26 protein-coding genes and 1 pseudogene are annotated in these 26,510 nt (G+C 58.7%); 8 read left to right on the top strand and 19 right to left on the bottom strand.

What is annotated here, in order from left to right:
- Positions 1-207: 207 nt before the first annotated feature.
- The gene (locus tag GH657_RS08000) at positions 208-924 is read left to right on the top strand and encodes a hypothetical protein (RefSeq protein ID WP_153100210.1); all 717 of its coding nucleotides are present in this window, start codon (positions 208-210) and stop codon (positions 922-924) included.
- Between the two features lie 134 nt (positions 925-1,058).
- On the opposite strand, the gene GH657_RS07995 is transcribed toward GH657_RS08000, so the two are convergent.
- The 6 genes and pseudogenes from GH657_RS07995 to GH657_RS07975 form a co-directional block, all read right to left on the bottom strand.
- Positions 1,059-1,844 carry a class I SAM-dependent methyltransferase gene (locus GH657_RS07995; RefSeq protein WP_153100209.1) on the bottom strand — a complete coding sequence of 262 codons (786 nt, stop codon included), beginning with the start codon at positions 1,842-1,844 and terminating at the stop codon, positions 1,059-1,061.
- A gap of 72 nt (positions 1,845-1,916) precedes the next feature.
- The gene (locus GH657_RS07990) at positions 1,917-2,735 is read right to left on the bottom strand and encodes an ABC transporter permease subunit (RefSeq protein ID WP_153100208.1); all 819 of its coding nucleotides are present in this window, start codon (positions 2,733-2,735) and stop codon (positions 1,917-1,919) included.
- The gene (locus GH657_RS07985; RefSeq protein ID WP_153100207.1) at positions 2,732-3,664 is read right to left on the bottom strand and encodes an ABC transporter permease subunit; all 933 of its coding nucleotides are present in this window, start codon (positions 3,662-3,664) and stop codon (positions 2,732-2,734) included. The genes GH657_RS07990 and GH657_RS07985 overlap by 4 nt, the downstream gene beginning before the upstream one ends.
- Positions 3,661-4,323, bottom strand: a complete 663-nt coding sequence (locus tag GH657_RS18530; protein WP_425495752.1) for a TOBE domain-containing protein — start codon at positions 4,321-4,323, stop codon at positions 3,661-3,663. The genes GH657_RS07985 and GH657_RS18530 overlap by 4 nt, the downstream gene beginning before the upstream one ends.
- A pseudogene (locus GH657_RS18525) lies at positions 4,324-4,820 on the bottom strand (ABC transporter ATP-binding protein); the annotation flags it as partial. It abuts the gene before it with no gap.
- A 134-nt stretch (positions 4,821-4,954) separates the two neighbouring features.
- Positions 4,955-6,064 carry a polyamine ABC transporter substrate-binding protein gene (locus GH657_RS07975; protein ID WP_153100206.1) on the bottom strand — a complete coding sequence of 370 codons (1,110 nt, stop codon included), beginning with the start codon at positions 6,062-6,064 and terminating at the stop codon, positions 4,955-4,957.
- 474 nt (positions 6,065-6,538) lie between these two features.
- Here GH657_RS07975 and GH657_RS07970 point away from each other — a divergent pair, with 474 nt between their 5' ends.
- Positions 6,539-7,843 (top strand): phospholipase A, encoded by a 1,305-nt coding sequence (locus GH657_RS07970; RefSeq protein ID WP_153100205.1) that lies wholly within the window; start codon positions 6,539-6,541, stop codon positions 7,841-7,843.
- 155 nt (positions 7,844-7,998) lie between these two features.
- Positions 7,999-8,202: a DUF1289 domain-containing protein gene (locus tag GH657_RS07965; RefSeq protein WP_153100204.1), complete on the top strand. Its 204-nt coding sequence runs from the start codon at positions 7,999-8,001 to the stop codon at positions 8,200-8,202.
- A gap of 98 nt (positions 8,203-8,300) precedes the next feature.
- Here the strand turns inward: GH657_RS07965 and GH657_RS07960 are convergent, their stop codons facing one another.
- The gene (locus GH657_RS07960; protein WP_153100203.1) at positions 8,301-9,893 is read right to left on the bottom strand and encodes an ABC-F family ATPase; all 1,593 of its coding nucleotides are present in this window, start codon (positions 9,891-9,893) and stop codon (positions 8,301-8,303) included.
- A gap of 166 nt (positions 9,894-10,059) precedes the next feature.
- Positions 10,060-10,980: an NAD(P)-dependent oxidoreductase gene (locus tag GH657_RS07955; protein WP_153100202.1), complete on the bottom strand. Its 921-nt coding sequence runs from the start codon at positions 10,978-10,980 to the stop codon at positions 10,060-10,062.
- Positions 10,981-11,203: 223 nt separating this feature from the next.
- Between GH657_RS07955 and GH657_RS07950 the strand changes: the two genes are divergently transcribed.
- Positions 11,204-12,286 carry a LysR substrate-binding domain-containing protein gene (locus tag GH657_RS07950; protein ID WP_153100201.1) on the top strand — a complete coding sequence of 361 codons (1,083 nt, stop codon included), beginning with the start codon at positions 11,204-11,206 and terminating at the stop codon, positions 12,284-12,286.
- Here the strand turns inward: GH657_RS07950 and GH657_RS07945 are convergent.
- The gene (locus GH657_RS07945) at positions 12,283-13,650 is read right to left on the bottom strand and encodes an 8-oxoguanine deaminase (protein ID WP_153100200.1); all 1,368 of its coding nucleotides are present in this window, start codon (positions 13,648-13,650) and stop codon (positions 12,283-12,285) included. The genes GH657_RS07950 and GH657_RS07945 overlap by 4 nt on opposite strands.
- 465 nt (positions 13,651-14,115) lie before the next feature.
- Between GH657_RS07945 and uraH the strand changes: the two genes are divergently transcribed.
- Positions 14,116-14,475: a hydroxyisourate hydrolase gene (gene uraH, locus GH657_RS07940; RefSeq protein ID WP_153100199.1), complete on the top strand. Its 360-nt coding sequence runs from the start codon at positions 14,116-14,118 to the stop codon at positions 14,473-14,475.
- A gap of 170 nt (positions 14,476-14,645) precedes the next feature.
- Positions 14,646-15,839 (top strand): urate hydroxylase PuuD, encoded by a 1,194-nt coding sequence (locus tag GH657_RS07935; protein ID WP_153100198.1) that lies wholly within the window; start codon positions 14,646-14,648, stop codon positions 15,837-15,839.
- 141 nt (positions 15,840-15,980) lie between these two features.
- On the opposite strand, the gene GH657_RS07930 is transcribed toward GH657_RS07935, so the two are convergent.
- The 4 genes from GH657_RS07930 to GH657_RS07915 all read right to left on the bottom strand — a co-directional run bounded on the left by GH657_RS07930 (position 15,981) and on the right by GH657_RS07915 (position 19,839).
- The gene (locus GH657_RS07930; RefSeq protein ID WP_174769908.1) at positions 15,981-17,333 is read right to left on the bottom strand and encodes a tetratricopeptide repeat protein; all 1,353 of its coding nucleotides are present in this window, start codon (positions 17,331-17,333) and stop codon (positions 15,981-15,983) included.
- A gap of 11 nt (positions 17,334-17,344) precedes the next feature.
- Complete coding sequence (locus GH657_RS07925) at positions 17,345-18,178, bottom strand: class II glutamine amidotransferase (protein ID WP_153100196.1); 834 nt, start codon at positions 18,176-18,178, stop codon at positions 17,345-17,347.
- A 274-nt stretch (positions 18,179-18,452) separates the two neighbouring features.
- A complete protein-coding gene (locus tag GH657_RS07920) occupies positions 18,453-19,130 on the bottom strand; it encodes a MarC family protein (RefSeq protein WP_153101692.1) in 678 nt (225 codons plus the stop codon).
- 316 nt (positions 19,131-19,446) lie between these two features.
- Positions 19,447-19,839 (bottom strand): YgiW/YdeI family stress tolerance OB fold protein, encoded by a 393-nt coding sequence (locus tag GH657_RS07915; RefSeq protein WP_246174029.1) that lies wholly within the window; start codon positions 19,837-19,839, stop codon positions 19,447-19,449.
- A gap of 359 nt (positions 19,840-20,198) precedes the next feature.
- On the opposite strand from GH657_RS07915, the gene bluB reads away from it, so the two are divergent.
- Complete coding sequence (gene bluB, locus GH657_RS07910) at positions 20,199-20,900, top strand: 5,6-dimethylbenzimidazole synthase (protein ID WP_153100195.1); 702 nt, start codon at positions 20,199-20,201, stop codon at positions 20,898-20,900.
- A 131-nt stretch (positions 20,901-21,031) separates the two neighbouring features.
- On the opposite strand, the gene GH657_RS07905 is transcribed toward bluB, so the two are convergent.
- From GH657_RS07905 to tadA, 6 genes are all read right to left on the bottom strand, one after another.
- Positions 21,032-21,562, bottom strand: a complete 531-nt coding sequence (locus tag GH657_RS07905; RefSeq protein ID WP_153100194.1) for an ureidoglycolate lyase — start codon at positions 21,560-21,562, stop codon at positions 21,032-21,034.
- A gap of 5 nt (positions 21,563-21,567) precedes the next feature.
- Entirely contained in the window at positions 21,568-22,587 is a 1,020-nt protein-coding gene (alc, locus tag GH657_RS07900) for an allantoicase (RefSeq protein ID WP_153100193.1), read from the bottom strand.
- 125 nt (positions 22,588-22,712) lie between these two features.
- Positions 22,713-23,234, bottom strand: a complete 522-nt coding sequence (uraD, locus tag GH657_RS07895) for a 2-oxo-4-hydroxy-4-carboxy-5-ureidoimidazoline decarboxylase (protein ID WP_153100192.1) — start codon at positions 23,232-23,234, stop codon at positions 22,713-22,715.
- On the bottom strand, positions 23,231-24,229 hold the full coding sequence (gene puuE / locus GH657_RS07890) for an allantoinase PuuE (RefSeq protein ID WP_425495734.1): 999 nt from the start codon (positions 24,227-24,229) through the stop codon (positions 23,231-23,233). The genes uraD and puuE overlap by 4 nt, the downstream gene beginning before the upstream one ends.
- A 351-nt stretch (positions 24,230-24,580) precedes the next feature.
- Positions 24,581-25,507, bottom strand: a complete 927-nt coding sequence (gene ldcA, locus GH657_RS07885; protein ID WP_153100191.1) for a muramoyltetrapeptide carboxypeptidase — start codon at positions 25,505-25,507, stop codon at positions 24,581-24,583.
- Positions 25,508-25,576: 69 nt separating this feature from the next.
- A complete protein-coding gene (gene tadA / locus GH657_RS07880) occupies positions 25,577-26,170 on the bottom strand; it encodes a tRNA adenosine(34) deaminase TadA (RefSeq protein ID WP_153100190.1) in 594 nt (197 codons plus the stop codon).
- 2 nt (positions 26,171-26,172) lie between these two features.
- Here tadA and GH657_RS07875 point away from each other — a divergent pair, with 2 nt between their 5' ends.
- Positions 26,173-26,451, top strand: coding sequence for a hypothetical protein (locus GH657_RS07875; RefSeq protein ID WP_153100189.1), 279 nt, complete (start codon positions 26,173-26,175; stop codon positions 26,449-26,451).
- The last annotated feature ends 59 nt before the right edge of the window (positions 26,452-26,510 follow it).

Below are 26,510 nucleotides of genomic sequence, written 5' to 3'. Positions count from 1 at the left end.
CTAATTGAACAGAATTAAACTGAACTCGCTTTTGAAGGACGCGTAATTTTTCTCATGCCTTTGATCACGCCCTTATACAAGGGAATATTGTAAATTTTTTTGTTAGAAAATTTATTTTAAGATTTCTCTTATTTCAGCTAGCCGAGTCAATTCTCAATATTCCGGAATGGTCCAATAGTGGGCCATTTATGAGGAGCTCAAATCATCATGAAGAAATTCCTTATTCTCAAACCTATTGCACTGGCGTTATCCATGGCCATGGCATCACAAGCGCACGCTATCGGCCAGAACACAATCAGCAAAGTTAAGGCTGATATCAACGCCGGGGGTCATCCCGGTCTAAGTTCAGACAGTGATTTCGTGCAACAAGCGAATATCGCTTCGAAGAACGGGATCAGCCTGTTAGCAGGAGACAACCTGAGTCAAAATCAGGGAACGATAACCCAAGGCAAAACGATAGGAGGCTATCCCTACTCCAGGTTCGCCAGATACGGCTATGGCTATCGCCACTTCACGCGCAGCTCCAGGCAACCTGTCGCTTCGGCACCGCTTTCGAGCCAGACTCAGCAGCAACTCGCAGCCGAACCGTTCTCTATCCCGTCCCAATCGCAACCCGTCGCAGAGCAGCTCTCAAGCCGGTCACAGTCTGGCAACACCATAGGAGGCTATCCCTACTCCAGGTTCGCCAGATACGGCTATGGCTATCGCCACTTCACGCGCAGCTCCAGGCAACCTGTCGCTTCGGCACCGTTTTCGAGCCAGACTCAGCAGCAACTCGCAGCCGAACCGTTCTCTATCCCGTCTCAATCGCAACCCGTCGCAGAGCAGCTTTTAAGCCAGTCACAACCTGGCAAGACCATAGGGGGCTATCCCTACTACAGGTTCGCCAGATACGGCACACCTCGCATCACCTCGTCGCATTGATATAACTGCTTTTACCCTGGCCAGCTAACCGGCTAGATCATGCGGTGGCGTCCTTCGATGCCACCGCATTTTTTATTACTGCTTCTTCCGGCTTTCTCTCATCCCTTATCTCTTATTTCTTGTCTTTACCGCTGTCATTGATAACCCGCAGCACTCACGCGGCCCACATAAATACGGGTGTCGTACACCAGGTCAATCACGCCGTCGTGCTGAGTCTGCTCAAAGAGCTCACGCAGCGCCTTTCGCATTGGTTCATCATTCGGATGTCCCACCTCTGGCGTATAAGACGACGACATCAAGCGTCCTTGCAAGCCGGCCAGATCCAGCCGCTGATGATTGGGAAAGCTTGCCTGATGCAAAAAACCGTTACCGAACCATGTGGCCATCTGCGCATCGTTGGCATAGCGTTCCGCCACCGTCGAATAATCGAGGCCGTAACGCTGCAACAGCGCTTCATAGCCTTCAAGAAAAGGCGAACCGTTAAGCCGCCGGCTATTCCAGAACAGCGCAACCCGTCCAGACGGCCTGAGAATACGAGCAAATTCCCGTTTTGCCTTAGCCAAATCGAACCAGTGGAATGCCTGCGCGGCGATCACGAGATCGACACTGGCAGCATCCAGCGTGGTGGCTTCGGCAGTCCCGGCCACGCTGCGATACAAGCCTTCGTCCTGCCCGCCCAGCCACGCGTCGGCGGCTTCGCGCATCGCCTGGTTGGGCTCAACCGCCACCACCGGATGGCCCGCCTCGATGAAAAGCCTGGCCGAGATCCCCGTGCCTGCGCCGATATCGGCTACCTGCGCGCCAGGCGTCACGCCGCAGGTGTCATGCAAAAACGCAATGATTTCGCGCGGATAACTCGGGCGGTATTTCACGTAATCGGCAACGCGACCGGTGAAGCGTTGCGTGGAATTAAGACTCATCGTCAGGCTCCTCTAAAAATACGCGTGCTGGCTGACGGTGATCCGTGGTGCACGGGTGGCCATGGCGCCCTCTCACACAGCAAGCGCCGTGCGCCGCCGCTCTGCGCGCAACATAAAGTAATTCACACCGATCACGCCCACCGTCACGACCGTGATAAAAATCGTCGCCAGCGCGTTCATCTCGGGATTGAGCCCCAGCCGCACGCGCGAAAATACCACCAGCGGCAAAGTTGTCGAGCCAGGCCCTGAAAGAAAGGCTGACAGGATCAGATCGTCGATGGATAACGTGAACGACAGCAGCCAGCCCGCCATCAGCGCCTGGGAAATCAGGGGTAGCGTCACGGCAAAAAATACCCGGAACGGCGTTGCCCCTAGATCAAGCGCGGCTTCTTCCAGCGACGGATGCAATTCGCGCACGCGCGATTGCACGATGATCGCCACGTATGAAATACACAGCATCACGTGGCCGATCCAGATCGTGAAGATGCCGCGCCCGGCAGGCCAGCCGAGCCATTTGCCCATTTCGATGAAGAGCAGCAGCAGCGAAATACCCTGGATGACTTCGGGGATCACCAGCGGGGCATTGATCATGCCGGTATAGAGCGTAAAGCCACGAAAACGGCCCATGCGCGCCAGCACAAACCCGGCCCACGTGCCGATAATCACCGAGGCAAACGCGGTCAGCACCGCGATCCGCAGCGACAGCCAGGTTGCGGCGATCAGTTCGTCATCGCGTAGCAGCGCGGCATACCAGCGTAGCGAAAAGCCACTCCAGACCGTCACCAGCGGCGAATCATTAAACGAATAAACAATCAGGCTGAGGATCGGGATATACAGGAACAGAAACCCGATGCCGAGCGCCGTGATCTGCAACAAGCGGTTTGGCTTCATTTGCCCTTTTCCTCCAGCGCCCGGGCCTGGGCATGCTGAAACAGCGCCATAGGCACAAGCAGCAGCAGCACCATCGCGCAAGTCACCGCGGAGGCCATGGGCCAGTCAGCGTTATCGAAAAACTCATTCCACATCACGCGGCCGATCATGAGCGTATTGGCGCCGCCAAGCAGCTCGGGGATCACGTATTCGCCCACTGCCGGAATGAAGACCAGCAGGCAGCCCGCGATGATGCCGTTCTTCGAGAGCGGCAAGGTGATCTGCAAGAACGCCTTCCATGGCCGCGCGCCGAGGTTATAGGCCGCCTCGAGCAGCGTCAGGTCCATCTTCACGAGGTGCGCGTAGAGCGGCATCACGAGGAACGGCAGATACGAATACACCATGCCGATATACACCGCGGTATTGGTGCGATAAAGCTCGATGGGAGCATGAATGATGCCGAGCCAGAGCAGAAACTGGTTCAGCAGCCCGTTGTTCTTCAGGATGCCGATCCATGCATACACGCGAATCAGAAACGACGTCCAGAACGGCAGCATCACCGCCATCAGAAGCAGGTTGCGGCTAGCCGGGTTTGAGCGCGCGATGTAATACGCCATCGGATAACCCAGCAGCAGACACAGCAGCGTGGTGATCGCCGCGACCACCACCGAATTCACATAGGTAGCGAAATACAGGCTGTCGTTCAGCAGGAACGCGTAATGCGACAGATCGAGCGCGAGATGGAACACCCCGTCCTTGAACGAGGTCAGCTCGGTATAAGGGGGAATGCCCAGTTGCAGATCGGCAAAACTGATTTTGACGACCAGCAAAAACGGCACCAGAAAAAACAGCAGCAGCCAGACGAAAGGCCCAGCAACGACAGCGCTGCGCCCGGTCAGCGCGAAACGGCGCACAGGCCAGCTAGCGAGGGTGGTGAGTAGGCGTTTCATGAGCGCAGCACCACGCCAGCAGTTGTGCCCCAACGCACATACACCTCATCGCCCCAGGTGGGGGTGTCGATTTCGGAGAGCGCGAGGCTTGAAACATGCGCGACAAGGGTTTTACCTGCGTCGAGCTTCACGTGATAAAGCGAGTAGCCCCCCATGTACGCGATATTCGTGACCACGCCATGGCCCCAGTTATAAGCGCTCTCGGGAGGCTTGCGCGTGAGCGAAATACGTTCCGGACGAACCGACACGCTGACGGGCATGCCCAGCGGCCCGCTAATGCCATGGCTCACATACAGGCGCCGCGGCAAATCAGGCGTTTCGATAAAAACATGATCGGGCTCGTCTTCGATCACCGTGCCCTCGAACAGATTGGTCGAGCCGATGAACTCGGCCGTAAACCGGCTGTTGGGGTACTCATAGATTTCATGCGGTGTGCCAAGCTGGATGATTTCGCCTTCGCTCATGACCGCGAGCCGGCCGGCCATCGTCATCGCTTCTTCCTGGTCGTGCGTAACCATGATGCATGTCACCCCCACCTGCTCCAGGATATTCACCAGCTCGATTTGTGTGCGCTGGCGAATCTGCTTGTCGAGCGCGGACATCGGCTCATCGAGCAGCAGCAGCTTGGGCCGCTTCACCAGGCTACGCGCCAGCGCCACGCGCTGCTGCTGCCCCCGGACAATTGATGCGGCTTGCGTCCGGCATAGCGGGCCATCTGCACCAGTTCGAGCATCGCCTGCACTCGCGCTTGCCGTTCGTCTTTGGGCACGCTCTCCTGCTTCAGGCCAAAACCCACATTAGCTTCGACCGTCATATGCGGAAACAGCGCATAAGACTGAAACATCATGTTGACCGGACGGCGGTAGGGTGGCATCCGCGCGAGATCTTCGCCGTCGATCACGATCTTGCCCGAGGTCACCGTCTCCAGCCCGGCAAGCATCCGCAACAGCGTCGATTTGCCCGAACCCGAGCTACCCAGCAAGGCGAACAGTTCGCCCTTTTTCACCGACAGGCTGACCTGCCGCACGGCTAGCGTTTCGCCAAATTTCTTCACGACATCGACAATCTGCACAAAATTATCTGCGGCGTCAGACGCCGTGGCGTGGGCCGGAGAGGATGCGCCTGGCTGCGCCTGGGCACTCAACTGGTCATTCATGATGGCGGCTCTTTGGCTGCATGGAAGAAACAAAGCCCCCGACGGCAGCCGGAGGCTCTGGTGGCTGGATCATGTGTCTGACGCCAGCACGTTCAAACGCTGTACGTGCGGCGTCATTCGACATGAAATAACGTTTAACGGCCAGACTTCAGTTCGGTCCACAGCCGGGTCTGGAGCCGCTGAATCGCTGGCGGCAGCGGTTTGAGCAGGTACAGCGTTTTGATGACCTCTGGCGGAGGATAGACCGCGGGATCATTGGCGACGTCCTTGTTCACATACTTGCGCGCTTCAAGATTGGCGTTCGGATAGAACACGGTATTGGTAATGGCCGCATGCACTTGCGGGGTTTCGATGTAGTTGATCCATTCGAGCGCGGCGTCCTTGTGCGGTGCATCCTTGGGGATCGCCATCACATCGAACCAGATCGGCGCACCGCCCTTCGGAATGTAGTACTCGATCTTGTAGGATTTTTTGGCTTCGAGCGCGCGATGCTTGGCAATCACGACATCGCCTGAAAAACCGTAGGCAAAGCACACGTCGCCGCCCACCAGATCGTTGATATAGCCCGATGAATTGAACTGCGTGATGTACGGACGAATGGTCTTGAGCAAGGCCAGCGCAGCCCGGTAATCGTCCGGGTTAGCGCTCACCGGATCGCGGCCCAGATAGTGCAGCGCGGCAGCAAAGACCTGATCGGGCGCATCGAGCACCGAGACCCCGCAGGCCTTGAGTTTCGATACATTCTCGGGCTTGAAAAGCACGTCCCAGCTATCGAGCGGCACGTTCTTGCCCAGCGCCTGCTGGGCTTTCGTCACGTTGTAACCCAGGCCCGTCGTGCCATAAGCCCAGGGCACGACATACGTGTTGCCCGGATCCGCGCCCGCTACCAGCGCCATCAGCGCGGGATCGAGGTATTTCAGATTCGGCAGTCTGGCTTTATCGAGCGGCATGAAAATGCCCGCGGCGATCTGCTTGCCCGCGTAATTGCTCGTCGGCACGACGATGTCGTAGCCGGAATTACCGGTTAAAAGCTTGGCCTGTAGTGTGTCGTCGCTATCGTAGTTGTCGTAGCGGACCTTGATACCGGTTTGCTTCGTGAAGTTCGGAATCGTGTCTTTGGCGATGTAATCCGACCAGTTGTATATGTTCAGTTGCGTGTCTTTGGCCGCCGCGTTCAGCCACGGTGCGCCCGTTGCGGCGCATACAGCCAGCAGTGCCAGCCGGTTCACCCACTGTTTTTTCATCCCGCCCTCCTCCGATCTAGGCCCGCTCATGGCCCGCTCTGTCACCTGCTGTCGCCAGCCCGCGTGGATTGCCTGTACGGCTTGCGGCTGGGCCGAAAATGTCTACGACTCGTGATTTATACGCCACTGGAGCGGCGTAAAGCCAGTGCAAAATCCATGCAATTAAGCGGGCGCAATTTTATCGGGTTATGGCCAGATGTCCATCCCAAAAAAGAGGGTGTCGCGTTTTATCTCGTTTTGTTCGCATCGAGTTCGCCTGTACCTGAGCCGCGTAACCTGACACGTCAGCGCTTGCGACAGCTATCCGGTCTCACGCTTTACCCCACATCGTTGTTTTCCCGTCACCGGCACAACCCGTGCGTGAGTCCATGCGTGCCGTCCCGTCTCTTACAATAGCGGGCACCGCAAGCAGTCCGGCCTCCTTTTGCCCCGATCTCAGCCCCACCGGGGCTGCTCCTTCCAGGACATCAGCCTATGCGTCTGAACGCCTTGCCTTTCTGTTTGCGCCCTCGTCGGCCAGGCGGTGCTTTTGTACTGGCCGCGCTCATTAGCCTGGGCGCGGTCATAGGCCTTGAACGCGAGGCCTGCGCCGGCAGCGCCATGCTGGCGCCCGCGCGCGAAGCCGCTGCCAGCGAACCGTTGCAAATCACCCTGCTATACACCAGCGACAACGCCGGCAAGCCGCTCACACTGGTCGTGCCGCCCACACTGCGCCTGATGCTGACCAGCAACGACCTCGCGCCCCAGCCCATCGAACTCATCCGCGAACCCGGCATTCCCGACACGTTGCGGCTGCGCCCGGGCGAATATCGCAAGGTCAGTTTCTCCGCGCCCTGGCCTGCTTTCGCACGGGGCATGGTGCGGCTCGACCCGGTGGGTTTTGATGCGTCACCGGCGCTGGTGACGATCAATCGCGGCGCCAACCAGCTTGCTATTGCCAAGGCCGAACGCGCTGAAACCGACGCCAGCACCCCGGCGCAAGTCGCTGCGGTATCCGCCAGGATCAAACCAGCGGGCGAGCCACTCGCCGCCTCAGGCGATACGCTGACGACCAACCGCGATGCCTTTGCCCGGATTTCGTACTTCGAGCCGATGTACGTCGGCGTTGGCCATAACGGCGATACCACCGCGCGCTTCCAGTTCAGCTTCAAGTACCGCGTCATGATGCCCGACGATCTGCGCTCGAAACGGTTTCTCGACAACCTGTACTTCGCGTATACGCAAACCTCGATCTGGGATTTGTCCAAGGCCTCGAAGCCCTTTCGTGACACGAGCTATCAGCCGCAGGTGTTCTACGACGTGGCGGATACCGGCTGGCATAGCCCGTGGTTTTCGCGCATGGGGATGATGGCAGGGATCGGGCACGAATCAAACGGCAAGGCCGGTGCGGATTCGCGCAGCATCAACATTGCGTTTGTGCGCCCCACCTGGGAGTTCGGCGATCTGGAGGCGAACCACTTGAGCATTTCACCCAAGCTCTATTACTACATCGAGAAAAGCGACAATCGTGACATCGCTGACTATCGGGGTTATATGGACCTGCTGGTGAAGTACGGCAGCCCAAATGGCTGGCAGCTCGCTACAACGTTGCGCAAAGGCATGAAAAGCTGGTATGGCAGCGTCGACGCGCAACTCACCTATCCGTTGGCCAGACTGATCGGCAGCGCATGGGGCGGTTATGTGTGGCTCGGCTATTTCAATGGTTATGGCGAGGATATCCTCGACTACAACCGGCGTCAGCACACTGTCGTGCGCATCGGCTACAGCATTTCGCGCTAACCCAAGCCTCAGGGTCTGGCGAGCGCACGGGCACAGGCACGGGCACAACAAAGGCCGCGCCCCGGAGTTGACCGGGAACGCGGCCTGTGCCCTTCTTTTTCGAATCGTTTTAATGTGCGGCCATGCATGGCCGCCTTGCTGTCCCAAGGCCTTTGATGACGTCCAATCTGCATGATCTCCCAGACAGCCCCTGCATCGGCGTTTGCTCGACGCTATTCGACGAAGTCTGCAAGGGCTGCGGGCGCACCGCCGCTGAAGTCTCGAACTGGGTGTTTCTCAGCCCGGAAGAAAAGCGCGCCGTGTGGGAGCGCATCCAGCGTGAAGGCACGGCGATGCGCTTTCAGAAACCCGCGCGCTAATCGCGCTCCCTGGATGAGTCAGGGATGAAACTGGCGCCACATACAAAAAAACCGCTTCATGTCTCGAAGCGGCTTTTTCAAACCTGAGCGTCCAGTTTTTACTGCACGCCCTGGCTCGCCAGAAAATCCTCGTAATTACCGCTGAAATCGTTGAGCTTGCCATCGGTGCGCACTTCGATGATCCGGTTCGCCAGGCCGCTGACGAACTCGCGGTCGTGCGAGACGAAAATCAGCGTGCCTTCGTATTTATCGAGCGCAATCTGCAGGGACTCGATGGATTCCATATCCATGTGATTGGTGGGCTCGTCCATCAGCAGGACATTATGGCGGCCCAGCATCAGCTTGCCCCAGATCATGCGCCCTTTCTCACCGCCTGAGAGCACCTTGACCGACTTGCGGATATCGTCCGCATTGAACAGCAGACGGCCAAGTGTGCCGCGCACCATCTGCTCGTCGTCGCCTTCCTTGCGATAAATATCGATCCAGTCGAGGAGCGTGACATCGTCGGGGAATTCTTCATAAGTGTCTTGCGGCATATAACCAATGTTCGCGTTTTCCGCCCACTTGACGCTGCCATGATCGGTCTTGATCGCGCCCAGCAGCGAGCGCAGCAGCGTGGTTTTGCCTGCGCCGTTTTCGCCGATGATGGCGATCCGCTCGCCAGGCTGCACGCTCAGGCTAAAGTCCGAAAACAGCGTGCGTTCGTACTTTTTTGTCAGGCGCTCAGCCACCACCGCGATGTTGTGTAGCTTTTTGTCGTATTCGAAACGGATAAACGGGTTTTGCCGCGAGGACGGTTTGAATTCCTCGATCTTGATTTTTTCAATCTGTTTGGCGCGGCTTGTGGCCTGACGCGCCTTGGATTTGTTCGCCGAAAAACGCCGCACAAAATCCTGCAGGTCGGAGATGCGCTCTTTCGCCTTGGCGTTGGCGTTTTGCTGGCGCTCGCGCGCCTGGGTGCTGGCCAGCATGTAATCGTCGTAATTGCCGGGATAGACCTTGAGCGTGCCATAGTCCATATCGGCCATGTGCGTGCACACCTGGTTCAGAAAGTGCCGGTCGTGGGAGATGATGATCATCGTCGAGTTGTACTGGTTCAGCACATCTTCCAGCCAGCGAATCGAGTTGATATCCAGGTTGTTGGTCGGCTCATCAAGCAGCAGCACGTCAGGCTTCGAGAACAGCGCCTGGGCCAGCAACACGCGCAGTTTCCAGCCCGGTGCCACGGCGCTCATCGGGCTCGCGTGCAGGTCAATCGCAATGCCAATGCCCAACAGCAGCTCGCCCGCACGCGCTTCGGCCGTATAACCGTCGTATTCGGCGAACTTCGCTTCGAGTTCGGCGGCGTGCATGTAGTCGTCGTCAGTCGCCTCGGGGTTGGCGTAAATCGCATCGCGCTCGGTCATCGCTTGCCACATCTCGGTGTGGCCCATCATCACAACGTCCAGCACGCGCACGTCCTCGTAAGCAAACTGGTCCTGGCGCAACTTGCCCAGGCGCACGTTGGGCTCGAGCATCACATTGCCGGAACTGGGTTCGAGATCGCCACCGAGAATCTTCATGAAGGTGGACTTGCCGCAGCCGTTTGCACCGATCAGGCCGTAGCGATTGCCTTCCCCGAATTTGACCGAGATGTTCTCGAAGAGGGGCTTCGGCCCAAATTGCATGGTGATGTTGGCGGTAGACAGCACGGCGTGTCCCTTTTGAACTTGGGTTGATTGAACTTGGGTTGAAAACTTTGATAAATAATGAGCGCGCGAAGAAAAACAAGGCGTGGACGGCGCAACGCAGAAAAACCCGAGATTTTAACAGCTTATTGCTATCTATCAGCGGACAGCGGGAACACACTGCTTCGTCTCAGGCACGCGGACGCATATGCAAAATATCGATAAAACCTGATAAATCGGTTTCACCCAAGCCATGCGCCATGCCTAAACGCAGCAATTGCTGCACCGTACTCGCCACGGGCATGGGTGTGCCGGTCTCGCCGGCCGCCGCGGCAACCGCCTCGACATCTTTCTGGAAAGTCTTGAGCGCACCGATAACAGGCTGCGGTGCTGCGCCCGGATGCGTCATGCGGGGCACGAACGTTTGCAATAGCACTGAATCCGCCCAGCCTCCCGCGAGCGCTTCAGCGAGGCGCGCCGCATCGAGGCCGCTGCGTTGCGCGAGGCTCAATGCCTCGGCGATCGCAGCCAGGGTTGCGGTGACAATCGCCTGGTTGCAGAGTTTGGCGGTTTGCCCCGCGCCCACGGCGCCCATCGGCGTAATGCGTGCCGCATAGGTTTGCAGCAAGGGCATGGCCTGCTGCAGATATTCCGCGTCGCCCCCGGCCATCACCGCCAGCGTGCCCGCGACAGCTCCGCCGACACCGCCCGACACCGGCGCATCGATCCAGCCCACACCCACGGCGGCCGCGCGCTGGGCCAGCCGACGCGTGGCTTGTGGAGCAATGCTCGAGTGGTCAACAATCCAGCGCACGTGAGGCTGGCAGGCCAGCTTGTCCTGCGCGCCGCGCGCCGAACTCAACGGGCTCAACACACCCACCGGGCCAAACACCACCTCCTCAACGGCCTCTGCATCCGCGAGACAAAGCAACACCCCTTCGGTCGAATCAAATAACGCGGCGGGTGTCGCCGCGAGTTGCGCGCCATCGGCGACTAACGCCTGTGCTTTAGCCGGTGTGCGGTTCCATACCTGAACCGGGTATCCGGCGCGCAGCAGATGACGAATCATGGGTGCACCCATTAACCCTGGCCCGCAAAAACCGGTTTTCATGCGTTATTCCTCACAATTACAAATTATTTCCAAAAAATCCTGCCTGGTTTCGAGTGGGCAAAGATAGACGAATACGCGCCTTGCGTCTTTATTTATGCGTTTGTTCAGCTGGATTTTGCAGGTGACCTGTGGGTAACCCTACCTTGACGCCATTCGATGTCCATATTAAAAGTCACATGTCTCAGAGGCTGATGTTATACAGAAGATATATTAAGGAGAATTCATGAGCCAGCAACGCGAGGCAATCGACACCTATCTGATGCGTGTCCTGCATACGCTGCTAATCGAGGGCAGCGTCACCCGTACCGCGGTCAAACTCAACCAGTCGCAACCCGCCATCAGTGCCGCATTACGCCGCCTGCGCGACATCACGGGCGACCCGTTGCTGGTACGCGGCAAGATTGGCATGGTGCCAACCGAATACGGCCTGCGTTTGCTTGAGCCCGTGCAAAATGCACTGGGAGAAATCGAGCGCATCAAATATCAGCAACGCAATTTTAATCCGGCCACCTCGATACGCAGCTTCCGCATCGGCAGCCCGGATTATCTGAATGTGCTGTTCGTGCCGACGGTGGTCGAGTGTTTTCGCCGCGCGGCGCCTCAGGCCAAACTTGAATTTCATTCGCTCGGGCCTGCATTCGATTACGAAATAGCGCTGGAAGAAGGCAAGCTCGATGTCGTGATCGGCAACTGGCCGGAGCCGCCTGAACAGCTCCATCTGTCCAATCTTTTTGTGGACCAGATTGTCTGCTTGATGAGCACCCTGCATCCGTTTGTCAAACGCGAAGAACTGACGCTTGATGCCTACCTGAATGCGCCGCATCTGGCGCCCACACCGTATTCGGTGGGACAGCGTGGCGCGATCGACGTGCATCTGGCGCGCGAGCGGCTCAAGCGTCATGTGGTCGTCACCCTGCCCTATTTCAATCTCGCACCTTATGTGCTGATCAAATCCGATCTGATCTTCACGACAACACGGCTTTTCGCGGACTATTACGCGAAGTTTTTACCGCTAACCGTCATGCCCGCACCCATCGATTTTCCGCCCATGCAGTACTACCAGCTGTGGCATGAGCGTGTCCATTACTCAGAGGAAGTGCGCTGGTTACGCGGGCTGATCGCGGAAGCCACCAAAACGCTGATCGGCCGCCCCCCCTCGCCACGGAGCCATAACGACGGTACCAGCATCCTTGCCAGTTCTAGTCCTGGCCCGGGTTCCAGCCCCAGCCAGCCGGTCCCGCGCAGCGGAAAAAAGCCGGCTCAGTCCACCGCTCAGCCCACCGTTGCATCACCTCCACAGAGTTAATGTGAGGCCTGATAAAGCGACTGCGCGAGATGGTTATGGCGCTCGATCACGGGAGCGAGTTCGAGCGTCGCCAGAACACCCTCGCGCACGACCACCTGCCCGTTGATCACGCTATAGGCCACTTGCGAAGGAGCACAAAATACCAGCGCGGCCACGGGATCATGCAGCGCGCCCGCAAAACTCAACTGACGCAAGTCAAACGCCACAAAATCAGCGGCCATGCCAGGCGCGAGGGCCCCGATATCGTCGCGGTTCAGCACCTGGGCACCACCTAGCGTGGCGATCTCCAGCGCCTCGCGCGCCGTCATCGCATCGGGGCCAAAACCGACGCGCTGCAGCAGTAAGGCCTGACGCATCTCGCCCACCATCTGCGCGCCATCGTTCGACGCGGAACCGTCAACCCCAAGGCCGACCGGCACACCGGCAAGCCGCATGCGCCGCACCGGGGCAATCCCCGAAGCCAGACGCATGTTCGAACAGGGGCAATGGGCTACACCCGTGCCCGTGCGAGCAAAAAGATGGATGCCCGGCTCATCGAGCTGCACGCAATGCGCATGCCAGACATCGCGGCCGACCCAGTCCAGATCCTGGACATATTCAGCGGGTGTCATGCCAAATTTCTCGCGGCTGTAGGCGATATCGTTGACGTTCTCGGCAAGATGCGTATGCAGCGACACGCCGTAATGGCGAGCCAGGGCGGCCGATTCCCGCATCAAATCGCGGCTCACCGAAAACGGCGAACAAGGCGCCACCACGACCCGCAACATCGCATAGCGTTGTGCATCGTGCCAGGTCTCGATCAGACGCTGGGTGTCGCGCAAGATGTCGGCTTCGCGCTCGACGAGCGCGTCAGGCGGCAAACCGCCCGCTGACTGGCCCACGCTCATGCTGCCGCGGCTAGCATGAAAACGCATGCCGATACGCTGCGCTGCGACGATGCTGTCATCGAGGCGGCTGCCATTCGGATAGAGATACAGATGGTCGCTCGAAGTCGTGCAGCCGGAGAGCAGCAGCTCCGCCATGGCGCTCAGGGTGGAAACCTCGATCATCTCCGGCGTGAGATGAGCCCAGACCTTGTACAGGTTCGTGAGCCAGCCGAACAGCTCCGCGTTTTGCGCCGCAGGCAGCGCCCGCGTCAGGCTCTGATACATGTGGTGATGCGTGTTGATCAGCCCTGGGATGACCAGGTGGCCCGCGAGATCGAGCACTTCATCGGCGGTATCCGGCAGCGTCGCACTGGGCCCCACCGCAACGATGCGGTTGTCTTCGATATACAGGCCCGCGTCACGCATTTCGCGGCGCGTCTCATCCATCGTGACCAGCATCTCGGCATGCTTGACCAGCAGCGTTTTTCCAGACTTCATTGTGTGCGACACCCTGGCTCTCCCGTGAAAACAAAACCCGCTCAGTAAAACCCCGGTTACCCAGCGAACCGGCGCCGTCTTCGGGAGGCGCCACACGCAGCGCACGAGCCGCACTTTCTCCGGTCAAAATTGCGCTGACAATCCTCATCGTAGTGATGCCGATTCTATTCACCCGCATATAGTGCCGTGTCTAGTACCGTGTCCTGCTGGCCTGACAGGCCCGCCCCTATGCTTTCAGTCAGCCGTCATGTCGGCTGGCTTATCTTTTGTATCGCTCGCGCACTGCGGGGTGCATCTTTCTACAATGGCGGCCACAGTGCACGCCACCCTCTGCCAACGGCCACGGGCAGCCACGCGTCAGGGAGCCTCGATTCGCCGCCAGGCGCGGTCCGAATCGGCGTGCCGCTGAAACTTCGCCATGACCTCACAGTTCACCACTCACCACTCACACAAGGACAACAGCGAATGGGAAAACTCACCACCCACGTGCTCGACACTGCGAATGGCCGCCCAGGCGCGGCAATCAAGGTTGAGCTTTTTGCCCTCGATGGCCACACCCGTCGCGCCCTCAAAACGACCGTCACCAATCATGACGGCCGCTGCGACGAGCCTCTGCTCGAAGGCGCGGCGCTCGTCGCCGGTGAATACGAACTGGTCTTTCATGCAGGCGCCTATTTCGCGGCGAACACCGCTGGCACGCCGCTGCCGACCCCGCCCTTTGTCAATCAGGTCGTGCTGCGCTTCGGCGTTGCAGATGCCAGCGCGCACTATCACGTGCCCCTGCTCGTCTCGCCCTGGTCATACAGCACTTATCGCGGCAGCTAGGCCGCCCACGTGCAACATCGCGCCAGCCAACGCTGCGCTCAATCAACCACAAACGGATGCGAAAAGCGGTGGGTACCCGCGACCCACGCCCGCACTCCGCCAGCCGCTGCTGGCAGCACCCTTGTGCACCCAGCGCCTGGCCTACAACGAAGATGAAGAGGAGGCGTTTCATGGAAGGCTTTATAACCGACTGGCTCAATCTGGCGATCCGCTGGTTTCACGTGATCGTTGCGATCGCATGGATCGGCGAATCGTTTTACTTCGTGGCCCTGGATAACAGCCTGAAACCACCGCAAGACCCAAACCAGAGGCGGCGCGGTGTATTTGGCGAGTTGTGGCATGTGCATGGTGGCGGTTTCTACAACATGCAAAAATACACGGTCGCCCCGCCCGAAATGCCCGACGACCTGCACTGGTCGAAGTGGCCCTCTTACACCACCTGGCTTTCCGGTTTTGCGCTGTTCATGGTGCTGTACCTTTTTGCCCCGAACACCTATCTCATCGATAAAAACGTGCTGGACATGGGCCCGGTTGTGGCCATCGCCTCGGCGCTGGGTTTTCTTGCGGCGGGCTGGATTGTGTATGACTCGCTGTGCCGCCTGCTTGGCAACCGCGACCGGATGCTCGGCATCTGCGTGGGCCTGTATGTACTGATCGCCGCATGGCTGGCCTGCCATATCTTCGCCGGCCGTGCCGCGTACCTGATCATGGGTGCGATGCTCGCCACGATCATGTCGGCGAACGTGTTTTTCGTCATTATTCCTGGCCAGCGCAAGATGGTCGCGGCGATGCTCAAGGGCGACACACCAAACCCGGTCTACGGCAAGCGCGGCAAGCAACGCTCGGTGCACAACACCTATTTCACGCTGCCCGTAGTGTTCGCCATGTTGTCGAACCACTACGCCATGACCTACACCCATCCTTACAACTGGGCGGTGCTGGTCATCATCATGCTGGCCGGTGCGCTGATCCGGCAATTCTTCGTGATGCGTCATCGCGGCCAAGTGTTGTGGTATTTGCCCGTCATCGGTGTCGTGCTGATGTTTGCCGCGCTCGGCTGGACCATGCCCAAACCCGTTGTGCCGGTCGTGCAAGCAGCCGGTGCGCCGGTCGTGCGTATCGCCGACATTACCCATGTGGTCGAGCAACGTTGCGCCACTTGCCACTCGTCGCACCCGACGATGATGGGCAGTGCGCCCGCGGGCGTGCTGCTCGATACGCCCGATGAAATCTCAAAGCACGCACAGCAGATTTATCAGCAGTCGGTCACGCTCAAGGCCATGCCTCTTGGCAATGTCACGAAAATGACTGACGAGGAGCGGCAAAAGATCGCCATGTGGTTTCAGAGCGGAGCGAATAAATAAACCCGGCTAAACCACAGGCGTCACTTGAAATCGCCGCGCCGGGCAGGAATGCCGGCGCGGCGATGGGCTCACGGTTCTTGTTTGCGATTCTCCGGGAATCCGGGAATCCGGGAACATGCGGATAAAGAACACCGAGCCGGTTTACCTCAGCCTGCGCAACTGCAAGGCGATGTCATCAACCACCGTGCGCCAGTCTCCCGCTTCTTGCTGGCGAAACAAGCGCAGCGAAGGCGAATACCATGGCGTGTGTTCGCCGTGTCTCAGCCAGCGCCAGTCAACACCATGCCGCGGCAGCATCACCCAGCAGGGCACATTGAGCGCGCCTGCCAGATGCGCCAACGCTGTATCCACAGACACAATCAAATCCATTTGCGCCACCAGGGCCGCTGTATCGGCAAAATCGCGCAATGCCGCGCCCGCTGCAATCACGGGTTGCTGTGCCGCACAGGCTTCGCTTTCACCCTCGCCCTCACCTTTTTGCAAGCTCACAAACTGCACCCCCTGCACCCCTGCCAGCGACCACAGCGGCTGCAACACTGAAAAGTGCGGCAAGGAACGATGCGCATCATTCTCATGCCAGGCACTGCCCTTCCATGCGAGGCCAACACGCCATGCGGCAGGCGGCAGGCAATCACGCCACAACGCTTCGCGCTCAGCGGGCACCTTCAGGTAAGGCGGCGCAGCAATCGTGTCGGGTAGCGTGCCAAAACGGTAAGGCAGGCTCGCCAGAGAGATCCAGAAATCGTGGGCATAGAGTGTCTCAGGCCGCGTGATCAGGTGGTCGATGGCTGTCTGTGTTTGCAGTAGCGGCGCCAGAGCGTCAGCGCAAAGGAGCGAGAGGTGCGCCACGCCGCGCTCTTTTAACAGCCTGGCGTAGCGTACAAACTGAAGCGTGTCGCCATAGCCCTGTTCGGGCAATAACAAAAGCGAACGGCCTTGCAGACACTCACCCTGCCATTCAGGAAACGGCAGTGTCCCATGTTCAGCGAAGACGGCCTTGCGTGCCTCGTAATGGTGCCAGCCTTCGGCATAACGTCCCTGGCTGAGCAACAGCAAGCCAAGGTTAAATTGCGCAGGAGCCCACTCAGGCGCGAGCGCCACGGCATGGCGATAGGCCGCCTCGGCTTCGGCCAGGCGCCCCAGGTCCTCCAGCACGCCGCCCCAGTTGGCGTAAATCTGCGCGCGCTCTAGCGCGGATTCAGGTGTTAGCACAGGGGCCCGTGCCAACGCCCATTCAAGCGCGCGCCGATAGGCTGTTTCGGCCTCAAGGCAGCGGCCGCTCTGGCGCAACAGATTCGCCAGATTGTTCCAGCCCAGCACATGCTCGGGGGCGAATGTCAGCAGTTGCTCATAGGCGGCCAGCGCCTCCGTCAGACGTCCCGCTTCCTGCGCGGCAAGTGCCGCGTCGAGCCATCGTCCCGCCTCTGGCGCCTGCGGTGCCACCTTCGCCATGAGTGATGAGCCTGACGCGCTCATTGAGCTCGTGGGATCCATGCCCTCACGTCTCATGCCAGATGCGGCGTGAACGGACGCTGTTCGATCGCGCCCCCTCGCGCGATCACAACCGTGGATTCAGGAATTTCTTGCCACCAGCCGGGCAAATCGATCAGCGGCTCGGACAGTACAAGAAGCGCGTCGTCACCGGCCGCCTTGATCCGCTCGTCATCGGGATAAAGCGCGTGCAACTGGTGAAACGAGGTGCTATGAAAAAGCGAACGCGACTGGCGCTCGCTCGAATAGCGCACGGCGATGAGCTGTTCGCCATCGGTCGCGCACACAGTCATATTGAGTGGATGCTCGACATCGTGGTGCTTGCCGACCCCTTCGACCACCGCCACCATCCGTTCCAGCGCGCGCACCGGATCGAGTTCGAGACCCAGTGTCAGCGCCAGAAAAAACAGCACTTCTGAATCTGTTGACCCTTCGATTAACGGAAAAAGCTCGGCATTGATCGCCATCATCAAATCGCGTTTGACGCGCGGATAATCGCGCACCACGCCGTTATGCATAAACAGCCAGCGGCCATAGCGAAACGGGTGACTGTTGGTTTCCTGCGCGGGCGTATCGGTCGCGGCGCGGATATGCGCGACGAAAAGCGGTGAATGAATCGCCCGTGCGGTATCGCGCAAATTTCGATCGCTCCAGGCCGGATGCGCACTGCGGTAGCGAAACGGCAGCACGGTGGGATGGCTATACCATCCGACGCCAAAGCCGTCACCGTTGGTGGTCGTTTGTCCCAACCGCGAATGCAGGCTCTGGTCGATCAGCGAATGCCTGGCCCGAAACAGCACGGCTTCGAGTGAAATGGCATTTCCGGTGTAGGCAAGCCAGCGGCACATCGTGTGTCTCCTGTCGAAAATAGTCACAGACGCTCAGCGGTCGACATCGCTTCCGGCCAAGCTTGTGTTCGTACGAAGTGCCTTGAAAACCCACGAAAAACCGCAGCCGCAGTTGCGTTTTGCAGTTGCGTTTTGCAGTTGCGTTTTGCAGTTGCGTTTTGCAGTTGCGTTTTGCAGTTGCGTTTTGCAGTTGCGTTTCGCAGTTGCGTTTTGCAGTTGCGTTTCGCAGTTGCGTTTTGCAGTTGCGTTTCGCAGTTGCGTTTCGCAGTTGCGTTTAATTCAGAGCCTGCGCGCCGCTCACTAGTGGGGTAATAAATTCGGACAACCCTGTCAAGATAATCTGCACGCCCACGCACATTAGCAAAAAGGCGGACACCCGCAGCGCGACCTTTGTGCCCTCTGCGCCCAGGTATCGGGCAAAGGTCGCAGCGCGGCTGTAAATGAAATAGATGACCAGCGCCACGATCAGCGCAATCGATATCGTGGTGACCATCGACAACATGAAATCCGTCAGCTTGTGAGCCCGGTTCGCATTCAGCGCGATCGCCGTTGCCATGGTACCGGGACCCGTTGTCAATGGAATAGTCAGGGGAAAGAACGCGCGTGACATGGCGTTATCCGCATCCACGGGCCTGACATCCGACGCGGGCCGCTGCGGGGTATCGGGCGCGTTGAGCATCTGCCAGCCGCTTACCGCAACCACCAGACCACCGCCAATACGCAACGCCTCCATCGAAATACCGAAAAAATGCAGGATCGGCGTTCCGGCAAAAAACACCACGAGTAGAACGCAAAAGGCATTGATCGCAATGCGTTTGGCCAACACGGCGCGCTCGTCAGGGCTCAGCGATTCGGTCCGGTCCAGAAAAACAAACGCAATGCCAAACGGGTTGATGATGCTGAGCAAACCGGTAACGCCAAACAGGATTTCAGAAATCAGGCTATGGATCATGGATGCCATTCAAATCAGGAAAACAAAACCGCTCCCCGACTCGAGCCTCTGGCAAGAGACCCTGGCGCGTAGCGGCATTCAGGTGATTCAGGTGATTCGGGTGTGCAGGTGATTCAGGTTGTCTTGCCGCAGCGAATCACCGCCGTTGAATCGTTGAATAGGCGAAGACAAAATGAGATGCAACAAAACCAGGCGCAACGGCGATGGAATGTATTGAACGAGAGTGTAACCGCAACAAAATCGGGATAGTGCAGTGCAACAGTTGCGCGGGACAGGCACGAACCCTGCCCCGCGGAAAACCCGTAAACGGGCGAATTTATTGCACGACGGTAATCATTTGTTTGACATCCAGATGGGATTTACCAAACATTTTTTTATCGTATTTCCCGCTCAGGCTCACATTCATTTCGGGCGAAATGGTCTGATTGATGGGGAAGTATTTGGATGAAATTTCAACCTCGATTTCGCCCGTGGCGTCCGCCAGCACGTAATGCTCGCCACCGGTATGCCGCACCAGCTTGCCGCGCACGATGACGTGCTGGTCATCCACGCCGCTATCGAGCAACTGCTTGACCGTCATGGTGGCGATGGTTGACGGGCCACTGTAATTGGGCGCCGACGGGCCTGAATAACCTTGTGCACAAGCCAGGCCCGACGCGGCGGCCAGCGTGGCAACGACGAGGTACTGGCTGATAGAGTTCAGTTTCATAATGTTTCCCTCACAGTGATAAAGATGAAAGGATGACGCCACATAAAACCAGTAAAACGGCTGTTTACATCGTCAGGAAAATTCAGCCGGTGTAATACGTGTAACACATGTAATACGTATAGCGCACAGGGTGCGTAGTCCCTGAACACAATCGAGCTTAACGTGTACGGCAACAAAAGATTGATTATTTGTGTCACCGCAAGCATCAGCGGACAATAACAGCAACGTACGTCCTCACCATGATTCAACCGGGCTAACCTATCACCGCGGCTAATGCTACTTTTGGCTGCTTTTGGTTATTTTTGCTACGTTCATTACTTTCGCTACTTCGCTACTTCAATTGACTGCCCTCATTCCTTATGACCGAGCCATTTAACGATGTCGAACGCGCCGCGGTTTACCGTGCCATTTACGAGCGGCGCGACATGCGCCATTTTGTGCCCACACCGCTGGACCCCGCATTGTTGCAACGGCTGCTGGAAGCCGCCCATCACGCGCCGAGCGTCGGCTTCATGCAACCCTGGCGCATTACCCGGATTACCGACCCCACACTGCGTCACGCACTGCATCGTCTGGTTGACGACGAGCGGCAAAAAACCGCGGAAGCACTCGGCCAGCGTGGTGATGAGTTTATGCGGCTCAAGGTCGAGGGCATGCTCGAATGCGGCGAGCTGCTCGTGATGGCGTTGATGGACCAGCGCGAGGCCCATATTTTTGGCCGCCGGACACTGCCCGAAATGGATCTGGCATCGGTGGCCTGCGCCATCCAGAACATGTGGCTAGCCGCCCGCGCCGAAGGGATTGGCATGGGCTGGGTGTCGCTCTTCGATTGCGCGCAGGTTCGGGCGCTGCTGCACATGCCGCCAGGCGCGCAGCCCGTGGCGATTCTATGCCTTGGCCACGTCGAACAGTTTTATACGGAACCGATGCTCGAAACCCAGCGTTGGGCAAGCCGTTTGCCACTGTCCGAATGCGTGTTCGAAAACCATTGGCCTGCGGCAACAACTGAAGCGCAAGCACAAACACAAACCGCAGCCGAAGCCAGGCTTAAGCGGGATTGACAAACCTCGACGGCCAGGCGGGCACGCTCATGAAAAACGCCCACCGTCACAACCCGGTGGGCGCCACTTAAGCCGCATCCTCGCATCGCCACACAAAACCGCCAACCGGCCACACCCAACGCCGCGCCGCATCAACCCTTCACGCGCTTGATCGTGCTATCGCCATGAATCGCATCAGCGCTCAGCCATAGCGAGGCGGGCAAATCCTGTTCATTCAGATTCAGCCCGTCCCCCCCCCGATCCACCACGATGAAATCGCTCACCTCACCCAGCGCGATCAGCGGATGGTGCCAGACCCCTTTCGCGTAATTCACACCCTGCCAGCCGCTGGTGATAAACGCCCGCACCAGGGCGGCGTCAAGTTCGCCAGCGGGTGCGACGACCACCAGATACGGCTTGTCATTCAACGGAATAAACGCCTGGCTGCCCAGCGGATGACGCTCCAGCATCTTCACTTCGAATGGCAGCGTGCGGGGCTGGCCGCGAAACAGGTTCACCAGCGGCCGCCCCACCTCGTCCGCGACATCGATATGCGCCAGATCGTGATAGCGGATAGTCGTGCCAAGGTTGATCGGCACCTGTTTGGCACCCGCTAGCTCGATGACATCGCCAAATGGCGCGAATGCCTCGCGTGTCAGGGGTTCGACCCGAAGGGCCGTCATCGCCGTCACGCGAGTGTTCCCCACAGGCGCAAGCGCGATACCCCGCCGTCAGGAATGATATTGAAGCGCACGTGAGTAACCGGGCCCAGTGTCGCCACCTCGCTGGCAAAATAATGCTGCTTGTCCATCTCGAGTTTTTGCTCGTCCAGCAAAACAGGCCAGAACATGGCCTGGGTAATCAGCGAGCTATCCGTGCCGCCCTTCACATAGGCCGCCTGAATCGAGCAGCGGTCCGGGTAGTTGCCCTTGAAGTGCGCGGTATCGACTTCGATCTTGCGAATCACGCCAGGCTGCGCCAGCGCCACAATAGCCCAGTCGTTGCCAGGCTCACGCCGCCGCCGGGTTTCCCAGCCATCCCCCATGTTCTGGCCACGGCCCGGCATCAGAATGGTCGAAGCCGGCCCAAAGTGCTGGTTATTCGCCGCCACGACATAAGCGCCGTTTTCCATCGCGGCCAGATCAAACTGCTCGGTACGGCTGGCGTCCGCCCAGTTCATTTGCGGCTGGCCATACACGCGGAAACGGGCAAGACCGCCATCGGGATACAGGTTCACGCGCAGATGCGTGTAGGGACGCGTATCGGTAATTTCGACGTAGTGGTGACTATTGCCCTGCAAGGTGGCCGAGGGCACGATCTCGTGCCATTGTGTGCTCTCGCTGGGCGCGTTATCGGTCGTATCGGTCACGTAAGCGGCTTCCACCGATGCGGCAGGCGGAAAATTGCCAGTGAAATGACTCGTGTCCAGATCCAGCCCCTTGATGACCCCCGGACGGGCCAGCTTGACCACGCACCAGTCATAACCGCTGGCGCGCTTGCGGCGCGTCTCCCAGCCATCCATCCACTTGCCATGGTCGTCGTACTTGCCAGGAATGAAGACAGCAGGCTCCGGGTTCAGCATCCGTTCCTTCGGGGCGAAAAAATCATCGCTTGCCACAAGCGCCTTCGCACCCAGACGCGGATCCGCCAGGTTCACATAACGGCGCGTGAAATCAGGCGCATTCGGATCGGAAATGGGGAGTGCCATCTTTGTCTTCCTCTTTATGTCGTTGTGTCGGTGTGTCAAAACACGTGTCAAAAAAACAGGGCTCGTTTTGAGCCCCGGGCTTACCAGGCATACCCGCAGGAATCAGGAATACCCACAGGCACTCCTCAAGCGCTGATCAGGTCATCCAGCCTGAAGCGGGCAATGCGGTAAATCTGGTCGAGGCTCGCGCGCAATTCTTCGGCGTAACTGTGATTCACGCGCGCCTCGAAATTTTTGATGATGCCGTGGCGGTCATACCCGCGCACCGCAAGGATGAACGGAAAACCGAACTTCTCCCGGTAGGCGGCATTCAGCCTTAACAGTGTGTCGAACTCGTCCTGGGTGCATTGATCGAGGCCTGCGCCGCTTTGCTCACGGGTCGATTCTTGCGTCAGTTCGCCCCGTATCGCGGCCTTGCCCGCCAGCTCAGGGTGAGCATTGATGAGCGCGAGTTGGGTCGGCTCACCCGCCGCTTCGACTGCCTGCGACATCGTGCGATGCAGCGCGTCAATACTGGCGAAAGGCCGCTGGGAAGCCACGTCACGGGCCACCCACGGCGAATGCTCGAAAACCCCCGATAAAGCCGCAACAAACGCCTCGACTGACGCCTGATTAAGCTGCTTAAGGGTGTATTGCATCGCTTTCATGCCTCGCTCCCGTGCTGTTTGAGCTGTTTGGGCTGTTTGAGCTGTTTGGGCTGATACGGATGATGTTCGCGCCAGTGCTTCGCAATATCGACGCGCCGCGTAACCCACACGCGCTCGTGTTGCTCGATGTAGTCGAGAAACCGCTGAAGCGCACGAAACCGCCCTGGCCGCCCCAGCAAACGGCAATGCATGCCAACCGAAAGCATTTTGGGAGATTCGTCGCCCTCGGCGTAAAGCACATCGAACGCATCGCGCAGATAGGTAAAAAAATGATCCGCGGTATTGAAGCCCTGCGGGCTGGCGAAACGCATGTCGTTGGTGTCCAGCGTGTACGGCACGATCAGTTGCGGCACGATCGCGCCACCGCTCACCTTGACGTCCATCCAGAACGGCAGGTCGTCGCCGTAATAATCCGAGTCGTAGAGAAAACCGCCATATTCCGCTACCAGACGATGCGTGTTGGGGCTGTCGCGGCCGGTGTACCAGCCCAGCGGACGCACCCCCGTGACACGCTCGATCGCCTCCATGCCAAGACGCATGTGTTCGGCTTCGCGCTCGGGCGAGACATCCTGATAGTGAATCCAGCGATAACCGTGACAGGCAATTTCATGCCCCAGCTCAACGAAGGCGCGAGCCAGCTCGGGATGACGCTCAAGCGCCATCCCCACGCCAAATACCGTGAACGGCAAGGCGCGCTTTTCGAATTCACGCAAGATACGCCACACGCCCACGCGCGAGCCGTATTCGTAAATCGACTCCATGCTCATATGACGGGCGGGATAAGCGGCCGCGCCGATAATTTCGGATAAAAACTGCTCCGAAGCCGGATCTCCATGGAGCACGCAGTTCTCGCCGCCCTCTTCGTAATTCAGCACGAACTGCACAGCGATACGGGCCCGTCCAGGCCACTGGGCATGAATGGGATAGCGGCCGTAGCCGGTCAGATCGCGTGGATAGTCGAGCGGATCAGGCAAGCGATTCGAATCAGATGACATGGTGGGATGCAAAGGTAATGAGCGTAATGAGCGGAAAAAGCGTCATGGCAGCACACGATGCGCAGCGAGGCATCACAGCACACACCGGAACAGGGACACGAAAACAGGAGGAGAACTGGAGGAGAAGGAGAAGGCGCCCAGATCCGCTCCGTAAAGTGGGCAAGTGTAGCGAAAACGCTCCTGGGCACCATACACGCAGGCAGATAGTGCGGGTCAGGGCCGAAGTATGGACAGCACGGGCCTCATTCCGCCGCGGCAGCAAAACATAAGCGTTTACCCTTGCTCACGGTCAGGCAAGGTCAGGAAAAAGAAAAGAAGGAAAAAGACAAGGCCTGTTAAAAATCGGCAGCCTTACGCCAGTGTCGGATGTCCCGAGAGCGTCAGCGTAAAGCCATGCGTATTGGCCATGAGATGTGCCTTCGCCCCCATCGGCAACGTGACCTTGTCGGGAATATGACCAAACGGTAAACCCGTGAACACCGGAATCCCGACCAGCGAGCGCACCTGCGCAATCATCGCGTACAAGTCATAGCCGTTGTCGTAATCGAAGGTCCGGCTGCCCGAGAAGTCTCCCAGCACCAGCGCCTGCTGCTGCTCCAGAATGCCCGCCAGATGGAGTTGATAGATCATCCGTTCGAGCCGGAATGGCTGCTCGTTGATGTCTTCAAGAAAAAGGATGCCGCCTTTCACAGGCGGCATATAGGGTGTGCCAACCAGTGCAGCCAGCATCGCCAGGTTGCCACCCCACAACGTGCCTGTCACATCGGCGCTCTGGATTTGCGGCGCCGTCACCGTCAGCGCGAAAACCGGCTGGGTCAGTGCCGTCCAGAAGTGTTCCTGCGTGAATGCACTAAGAACCGGCGCGCCGAAATCGCTCGTCAGCATCGGGCCAGCGAACGTCGTGAGCCCCGCGCGTGCCAGCAAAGCCAGTTGAATCGCCGTGAAATCGCTATGCCCCACCAACGCCACGGGCTGCTCCTGCAAACGTCGTTGCAAGCCTTCGTAGTCGAGACCGTGCAACACGCGCACCGCGCCATATCCACCGCGTACGGCCAGAACAATATCCGGCAAACGCCGCGCAGGGTCAGCCAGACGGTTCAGATCGGCAGCCCGTTCGCCATCGGTGCCGGCAAAGCGTTGATAGCGCCGCTGCGTGACCGGCTCGCCCTCGATCTGCAGACCTTGCTCCGCCAAACGCTGCAACGCGAGCTGAACCACGTTTGAATTGTCGGGATAGCCTGAAGGCGCGATCAGTTCGAGGATGCGAGGAGCAGTCATGGGCAAGAAAGAGGCTGAGTTGGAGCAGTAAGTTGGGCCGTGGACAGGTGTTAGCGCCAAATCGCGGCTTTACGTCTGGGGAACCTGGCGTGGCCCTGATGACGCGCTATCAGCCCCGATGGCCTCCGACGCCCGGCGCGCGTCACGCGCATCACGGCCAAGCTGGCGCCGCTGAGCAAAAAAGCGTTTGAGCACCGCGCTGCATTCACTTTCAAGCACGCCTCCGACCACTACCGTATGGTGATTGAGCTGCGGATTGGCAAAAGCATCCACCACGCTGCCGCACACACCGGTTTTCGGGTCCCGTGCGCCGAACACCACGCGGGCAAGGCGGGCATGCATGATGGCGCCAGCACACATCAAACAGGGTTCAAGCGTCACATAAAGTTCGCATCCCGGCAGACGGTAGTTGGCCAGCGTCTGGGCCGCGCCGCGCAACGCCACCATTTCCGCATGTGCTGACGGGTCGTGCAAACCAATCGGGTGATTGAAACCCCTGGCAAGCACGACGCCATCCTTGACCAGGACCGCGCCCACCGGCACTTCTCCCGCAGCGTCCGCTTCTTGCGCAGCGGCTAGCGCCTGCATCATGAAATAGTGGTCACGCGCCTCCTGGGCTGCGAGCTCAAGGTCCGGTGTAGCGCTCTCACCTGGATGTTTCATGAGTGATCCACTTCCACTGTATGCGCACTCAAGCCGCGCGCCGCTCAAAACCGTATACCCGTGGCACACCCACCGGCGAACCCTCCGCCGCTTCCGCCACCCCCACCGCAAAACACACCGCAGCCCGACAGCAAAGTGACAAGCGCGAGCGTGACAAGGGTAAGACGCAACGCAAGCAGCGGCTGGCAGCCTGGTGTCGAATGGTCATCGAACGCGCTATTTTGCGCATTATTCTGGTTTGTCATGCTGATTCAAAAAAAACAGATTTAAAAATGAATTAATACAAAAGACCGTGCCGCAGCTTGCTGCCTGAACCGCCTGCCGATAATACAAGCTGGCC

The organism is Paraburkholderia hayleyella, from assembly GCF_009455685.1.
GTDB lineage: Bacteria > Pseudomonadota > Gammaproteobacteria > Burkholderiales > Burkholderiaceae > Paraburkholderia > Paraburkholderia hayleyella.
This window is presented reverse-complemented; position numbering and strand designations above follow the sequence as displayed.